This is a genomic window from Nostocoides jenkinsii Ben 74 (assembly GCF_001046875.1).
GTDB classification, from domain to species: Bacteria; Actinomycetota; Actinomycetes; order Actinomycetales; family Dermatophilaceae; genus Nostocoides_A; species Nostocoides_A jenkinsii.
On sequence record NZ_HF571038.1, the window covers coordinates 3,005,729 to 3,012,431 of the forward strand.

Annotated in this window: 6 protein-coding genes and 1 riboswitch; of the genes, 4 read left to right on the forward strand and 2 right to left on the reverse strand. The window is 68.5% G+C overall.

Annotated elements, in window-relative coordinates:
- Positions 1–67: 67 nt before the first annotated feature.
- Positions 68–1,117 (forward strand): IS30 family transposase, encoded by a 1,050-nt coding sequence (locus BN13_RS14325; RefSeq protein WP_235433932.1) that lies wholly within the window; start codon positions 68–70, stop codon positions 1,115–1,117.
- Here the strand turns inward: BN13_RS14325 and BN13_RS18855 are convergent.
- Complete coding sequence (locus BN13_RS18855; RefSeq protein WP_162199968.1) at positions 1,048–1,905, reverse strand: TolB family protein; 858 nt, start codon at positions 1,903–1,905, stop codon at positions 1,048–1,050. The genes BN13_RS14325 and BN13_RS18855 overlap by 70 nt on opposite strands.
- Positions 1,906–2,068: 163 nt before the next feature.
- Here BN13_RS18855 and BN13_RS20820 point away from each other — a divergent pair, with 163 nt between their 5' ends.
- Both BN13_RS20820 and BN13_RS14335 read left to right on the forward strand, forming a co-directional pair.
- A complete protein-coding gene (locus BN13_RS20820) occupies positions 2,069–3,871 on the forward strand; it encodes an ATP-binding cassette domain-containing protein (protein WP_084733781.1) in 1,803 nt (600 codons plus the stop codon).
- A gap of 12 nt (positions 3,872–3,883) precedes the next feature.
- A complete protein-coding gene (locus BN13_RS14335; RefSeq protein ID WP_456152398.1) occupies positions 3,884–4,498 on the forward strand; it encodes a response regulator in 615 nt (204 codons plus the stop codon).
- Here the strand turns inward: BN13_RS14335 and BN13_RS14340 are convergent.
- Positions 4,495–5,259 carry a DUF554 domain-containing protein gene (locus BN13_RS14340; protein WP_048547934.1) on the reverse strand — a complete coding sequence of 255 codons (765 nt, stop codon included), beginning with the start codon at positions 5,257–5,259 and terminating at the stop codon, positions 4,495–4,497. The genes BN13_RS14335 and BN13_RS14340 overlap by 4 nt on opposite strands.
- Positions 5,260–5,353: 94 nt before the next feature.
- On the opposite strand from BN13_RS14340, the gene BN13_RS14345 reads away from it, so the two are divergent.
- Positions 5,354–6,352 carry an NAD(P)H-dependent glycerol-3-phosphate dehydrogenase gene (locus tag BN13_RS14345; protein ID WP_048547935.1) on the forward strand — a complete coding sequence of 333 codons (999 nt, stop codon included), beginning with the start codon at positions 5,354–5,356 and terminating at the stop codon, positions 6,350–6,352.
- A gap of 4 nt (positions 6,353–6,356) precedes the next feature.
- Positions 6,357–6,513, forward strand: a riboswitch (cobalamin riboswitch).
- Positions 6,514–6,703: the final 190 nt, after the last annotated feature.

Sequence of the window (6,703 nt, forward strand, 5' to 3'; positions counted from 1 at the left end):
GGCAGGGTCATAGCGTCCAAGCAACAGCCTCCACTGGATCGGGGCTGAAGGCTGGGAGGCTGGACCGGTGGCAGGCACGAGACGGCAGTTGACGATCAAGGACCGGGCGGAGATTTCGGCTGGGTTGAAGGCGGGCTGGAGCCCGGCGCGGATCGCGCGTGACCTGGGCCGGGATCGGTCAGTGATCACCCGGGAGATTGCCCGGAACTCCACCAAGACGTGTGGGTATCGGGTGGTCAGCGCCGACGTGCGGGCCCAACGGCGCCGCGCCCGTCCGCAGCCGCGCAAGGTGGCCGCCGATCCGCTGCTGGGTCAGCGGGTGTTGGCCGATCTGCGGCAGTCTCGCACGCCCCGTCAGATCGCCGGCCGGTTGAAGTTGGAGGCCGAGGACGCCACCGTGGAGGTCATGAAGGGTTCCCTACCGGCCGGTGGCCTGCTGGCTTCGCACGAGGCGATCTACCAGTTCATTTACGCCATGCCCCGCGCCGAGCTGGTCCGCCACGGGGTCTTCCTGCGCTCCAAGCGCACCCAGCGAAAGCCCCGCTCATCGAGCAGGCGCGGGGCCCCGATCGTGGGGATGCGTCCCATCACCGCCCGGGAGAACGAACACCCCGGCAGCGCCGAGCGGAGGGTACCCGGGCACTGGGAAGGCGACCTGATCATCGGCAAGAACGGCGCCAGCGCTGCAGCCACCATGGTCGAGCGGATGTCCCGGTACACCGTGATCGTGGCCCTGCATCACGGCAAGTCCAGCGACGACCTGGCCGAGGTCCTGATCGAGCACGTCAACGCCCTACCCGAAATGATGCGCGCCTCGCTGACTTGGGATCAAGGCAGCGAGATGGCCCGCCACGCCGCGCTGACCGTCGCCACCGACCTGCCGGTGTACTTCGCCGATCCACACAGCCCCTGGCAGCGTCCCAGCAACGAGAACACCAACGGCCTGATCCGTGAGTACATCCCCAAGGGCGAGAACATCCCCGCCCATCAGCCCTACCTGAACTCCATCGCCGAAGAACTCAACGAACGCCCCCGAGCCGTCCTGGGCTACCTCACCCCCCGCGAATCCTTCGAACGACTCCTCCTCGGCCAACCCCACGTTGCTACGACGCCTTGACACCGCCCAGCCGCTCCCGTGCTCACGTTGGTTTTCTGGGACCAGTCCCCGGCGTCGTAGTCGACTCCGGTTGATGAGATCCACGTGGCTGAAGGGTTCCACTGCGCCTGCATTCCACCTGACAGCTGCCGTCCGAGCTTGCCGGTCAGGCTCATGAGATAAAGGTTTACCGACGAATGGTCGTAGTTGCTCCACTTCTCGATCGCGAGCCGGTCGCCCTTGGGTGACCAGTCTGGCCGCCCGTAGGTTTCGCTGTACCCGTCACCGGCGACGGGATTGCGGTGGATCAGCGTTTGGGTTGCTCCCGGGGTGGCGTTCATGAGGGCGATCCCGCCCCGGTCGCCGGTCATGTAACCCCGCTCGAACGCGAGGCGTTTGCCGTCGGGCGACCAGCTGGCGAACATCTCGTCCTGCGTCGAGGTGTTGGTCAACCGGGTCACACCCGTACCGTCGGACTTCATGACATAGAGGTCTCGGGCGTTCGCCTGCCCCTTGTGGAAGACGATCTTGGTCCCGTCGGGCGAATAGGCGGCACCCCCGATCGCGCCAATCGAGGTCAACCGTTTAAGCCCCGTCCCATCCGGGTTGATCGTGTAGAGGTTGCCGGTGATGGTGATGAGGATGGGTGGGTTAACGACCCGGGGGCTATCCGCTGTCCGGTGGCCAGCGCTGGCGGCACCGCCACCCGTCGCAAACGTAAGGGCTGCCAACGCCGTGGAGACCCCCAGAGCGCGCGCGCCGATGCGGCGCTTGCTGGGTCGTGCCGAACTGGACCGGAACGTAAACATGGCTTCCTCCGAGATGTGGGTTGTCCTCCGTTGCCTTGAAGCTAGAAGTCCGAGACAGCAGGAGAAAGTCCTCCATCTGGTGGACGCGGCCATGACAAACCTCATGGGTGGGTCGTGACAGGCGGTCGAAGTGACCGTGCCACGGCGGGGCGAGGCTCGAGGCATGACCACAACAGCAGGGGCAGCTACCACCGCAACGACATCAACACGGCCAGGGATCGCGAATGCCGTCGACCTGACCGGCCTCACCAAGACCTTCGGCGAGGTTCGGGCCGTGCGCGGCATTGACCTCGCCATCGTGCCGGGCGAAGTCGTCGCCTTCCTCGGCCCGAACGGGGCGGGCAAGACCACCACCATCGACATGATCCTCGGCCTCGCCGAACCGACCACCGGCACCGTTGAGGTGTTCGGGCTCAGCCCGCAGGAGGCCGTCCGCCACGGCCTGGTCTCGGCCGTCATGCAGACCGGCGGCCTCCTCAAAGACCTCACCGTCCGCGAGACGATCGACTACACGGCCTCGCTGTTCCCGCTCGCCCGGCCCACCGCCGAGGTGCTCGACATGGCCGGCCTCACGGACCTCGGCGACCGGCTCGTCGGCAAGTGCAGCGGCGGGGAGCAGCAGCGCGTGCGGTTCGCGATGGCACTGGTCTGCGACCCGCAGCTGCTCATCCTCGACGAGCCCACCACCGGCATGGACGTCAACGCCCGCCGCGCCTTCTGGTCCAGCATCCACGCCGAAGCCGCGAAGGGCCGCACCATCCTCTTCGCCACCCACTACCTCGAAGAGGCCGATCTGTATGCCGATCGCGTCGTCCTCGTCCGCAAGGGCCGGATCGTCGCGGACGGCACCTCCGCCGAGATCAAGGCGCTCGGCGCCGGCCGCTTCTGGCTCGTCTTCCTCGCCGAGCCGCTCGCTGCCGCTTGGGCGGCGCGCTCGTCGGCGCGGGGCGTGGCCGGGATCGTGGTCACGGTCGCCTTCGCGGTGGCTTATCTCTGGCATTTTCATGAGTCGCGGGGCTATATCTTCGGCGGGTCGACCCTGACGGAGGCGCACTGGACGCCGGCGAGGCGGACCTTCCGGTATGCCGTGGTCCTCGCCCTCACGATCGCCGACACCCTCCTCGTCGGCCAGGCGGGCACCTCGACCTGGGTCTTTCTGGCCGTGTGCGGGCTGTGGACCATGCCGATGCGGTGGGCTTTCCCCGTCGGGTTTGCGCTCGCCGGGACATATGAGGGTGTGGTCCGCCTCGTCGACGGCTGGAGCCGCCACGCCGGCGTGTCCATGTCGATCCTGTTGTCGATGTTTGCCATGGGCGGCGGGATGCTGGCCATCCGCCGCTCCCGTGACCTGTCGGCCGTGCGGCAAGAGAACGCTCGCCTAGCGGTGGAGGAGGAGCGCGGGCGACTCGCCCGGGATATCCACGACATCCTCGGTCATTCGCTGACCGTCATCACCGTCAAGGCCGAGTTGGCGGGGCGGTTGCTCGATGTCGACATTGAGCGGGCGCGCGGTGAGATCGCGTCCTTAGAGACGCTGGCGCGGGAGGCACTGGCCGACGTCCGCGGGGCGGTTGTTGGGGTGCGCGAGATCTCGTTGGCCGGCGAACTAGCCCGGGCCAAAGCCGCGCTCGCCGCGGCGGGCATCGACTCGACGATCCCGAACGCCATGGACGATGTCGACCCGGCCCTGAAGGAACTGTTTGCCTGGACGGTGCGCGAGAGTGTGACGAACGTGGTGCGCCACTCGGCCGCGCGTCACTGCACGATCACCCTCTCCCCCAACCAGATTCGGGTGACTGACGATGGGCGCGGGGTCAATCGGGAGGATGGCGGTGCGGTGAGTGGCGTGGTGGGCGGGGGCAACGGTCTGCGTGGTCTCCGCGAGCGCGCCCGCTTGGCAGGGGCGACGGTGACGACGCGACACCTGGAGCCGTCGGGCTTCGAGGTCGTCGTCGCGGGTCGGTAGCGTCGCCTCGTGATCAACTCCGTGATCCGTGTTGCGCTCGTCGATGACCAAGCCCTCGTCCGCGGTGCCTTGGCGGCACTGCTCGCGCTGGAGCCGGACATCGAAGTCGTCGGCGAGGCGGGATCCGGGGATGAGGTCGTGGCCCTAGTCGAGCGAACTCGACCCGATGTCGTGCTGATGGACGTCGACATGCCCGGCCGGGACGGGATCGAGGTGACGGGCGAATTGGTGCGGGCGGGCACGGGCATACGGGTGCTCATCGTGACGACCTTCGGTCGCCCGGGATATCTGCGCCGCGCGATGCGGGCGGGCGCCTGGGGATTCGTCGTCAAGGACACCCCCGCGCGGCAGTTGGCGGACATGGTCCGACGGGTGCACTCCGGGCTCAAGGTCGTCGATCCCGCCCTCGCGGCCGACTCCTTCCTAGCGGGCGAGTCGCCGCTGACGCCACGGGAGGCCGATGTGTTGCGCGCGGCACTCGCCGGCGGCTCGGTCGCGGACATCGCGAGCGCGGTCTTCCTGTCCGAAGGCACCGTCCGCAATCACTTGTCCAGCGCCATCGGCAAGACGCAGGGCCGCAATCGCGCCGACGCCGCCCGGATCGCCCAAGAGAACGGCTGGCTTTAAAGGGCGGCGACGAGACTGACCAGCAGTGGCGCGAACAGCAGGGCAGGCAACAGGTCCCCCACCGGGATCTGCTTGATTTCCAAGAGCCGGAAGCCGATCCCGATGAGCATGAGGCCACCGACCGAGGTGAGCGCGGCGATCTGCGCACCGTCGAGGACCGTGCCGAGGAAGACACCGAGCACGGTCAACAACCCCTGGACGACGGCGACGGAGACGGCCGACAGGAGGACGCCGATCCCGAAGGACGCGGCGAAAGCCATCGCGGCGAAGCCGTCGAGCACCGACTTGAGGGCGAGTTTGTCGATGCCATGCCCCATACCGTCATCGAGCGATCCGAGGATCGTCAGCGGACCGACGCAGAACAGCAGGGTCGTGGTGAGCCAGCCCTCGATGAACCGCTCCCGCTCCCCCGGTGCGTCGCCGGCGGACGCCCCGCCGCGGCGGCGCGCGACCAGACCTTGCGCCCACCCGGCCACGCCGCCGAGGCGGTCCTCGATTCGGGCCAGCGATCCGACGATCCCGCCGAGGAGCAGCGCGCCGAGGACGATGAGCATCCCGGCGCTGCCCACAGCCGCCTTGAGGGCGGGATCGAAGACGGCGACCGCGGACGAGCCCGCCATCAGCAAGGTGGACAGACCCAGGCCGGCGGTGACGATCGATCGGGTGCGCTCGGGGAGCCGATTGCCGATGCCGAGCCCGGCCAGTGAACCGATAACAACTGCTGCGGTGTTGAGGGCCGTTCCGGCGCCGACGAATGCCACGGAGGGACCCTAACCGCCAGTCGTATGCCGCGTCGTCGCCGCCCACGGGCGCCCATCGCTAGGGTTGGGCGCGTCGTCGAGATGGGAGGCCAGGATGCGGGTCGCGATGCTGGGCGCGGGGTCGTGGGGGACGGCACTGGCATACACCCTGGCGACAAAGGGCTTCGCGGTGTCGATGTGGGATGTGAATACCGCTGTCCTGGAGTCGATCTCTCAGCACGAGAACACCCGCTATCTGCCCGGGATCACCCTGCCCGAGACCGTTCTCGGGGTGGCGGACCTCCCGACCGCGCTTGCCGACGTCGACCTGGTCGTCTTTGCGGTCCCATCGGGAGCGATGCGGGTCGTCGCCGAGCAGGCGCAGATGCTGATCCCGCCCAGTGCCCTGATTTGCTCCGTCACCAAGGGGATCGAGGTGGCGACGCTGATGACGATGAGCGAGGTCCTCGAGGACGTCCTGCCCGCCGGTCTGCACGAGCGGTTGACGTTCTTGTCGGGTCCGTCCTTTGCCGTCGAGGTGGCCCGGGAGTTCCCGACGGCAGTCACGATCGCCGGCAGGCACCAGGAGTCCACTCTTGGGGTGCAACGGGCCTTTCACACGCCATTCTTCCGGCCCTACGCGTCCGAGGATGTCGTCGGGGTCGAGATCGCCGGCTGCGCCAAGAACGTCATTGCCATCGCCTGTGGCGCGAGCGACGGGATGGGCTACGACGCCAACACGCGCGCCGCGATCATCACCCGCGGTCTCGCCGAGATCACCCGGCTCGCCGTCGCCCGCGGCGGCAACCCACTCACCCTGGCCGGCCTCTCGGGGGTCGGGGACCTCGTCCTGACGTGCAGTTCCGTGAAGTCGCGCAACTACCGCGTCGGCTTCGGTATGGGGCAGGGTCGCCACCTCGAGGACGTCCAGGCCGAGCTGGGTCAGGTGGCCGAGGGGGTCGTCAATGCGCGCAGCGTCAACGCGCTTGCCGAGCTGGCCGGCGTCGAGATGCCGCTGTCCGCGCTGGTGCACGCGGCCTTGCACGAGGGGCGCATCATCAACGACCTGGAGCAGTTGTTCGCCGATCGCCCGCTGAAGGCCGAGCTGGAGTAGCCGCGTATCATGGTCGGCGGTGACCCACGCGGGCCACCCCGTACGCACGAGGGGAAGCCGGTTCAATTCCGGCGCTGACCCGCAACCGTGGGCCGTCAGTTGACGGCGAGCCGGATTACCTCGTCCGCGTGACGGAGTCCTGTCCACCGCCGAGGAATGCGGTACGCAGGGCCGGCTGGCCCGGCTCGACGTAGCGCGCGAGGAGCCGGAAGCCCATGAAACGGCTGACCACGATCGCCACGTTCACGGTGGCGATCGCCGGCGTGCTCGCGGCAGGAGTCGGGGCGGGCGCGGCCGCGGCGGCGGGCTCCGGTGCAGGGGCGTCGCGTTCCGATGCGGGTGCGGCGGGGG

Coding starts and splice junctions, on each gene's coding strand:
- BN13_RS18855 (WP_162199968.1), bottom strand. CDS start 1,905: ATGTTTACGTTCCGGTCCAGTTCGGCACGACCCAGCAAGCGCCGCATC.
- BN13_RS20820 (WP_084733781.1), top strand. CDS start 2,069: ATGACCACAACAGCAGGGGCAGCTACCACCGCAACGACATCAACACGG.
- BN13_RS14345 (WP_048547935.1), top strand. CDS start 5,354: ATGCGGGTCGCGATGCTGGGCGCGGGGTCGTGGGGGACGGCACTGGCA.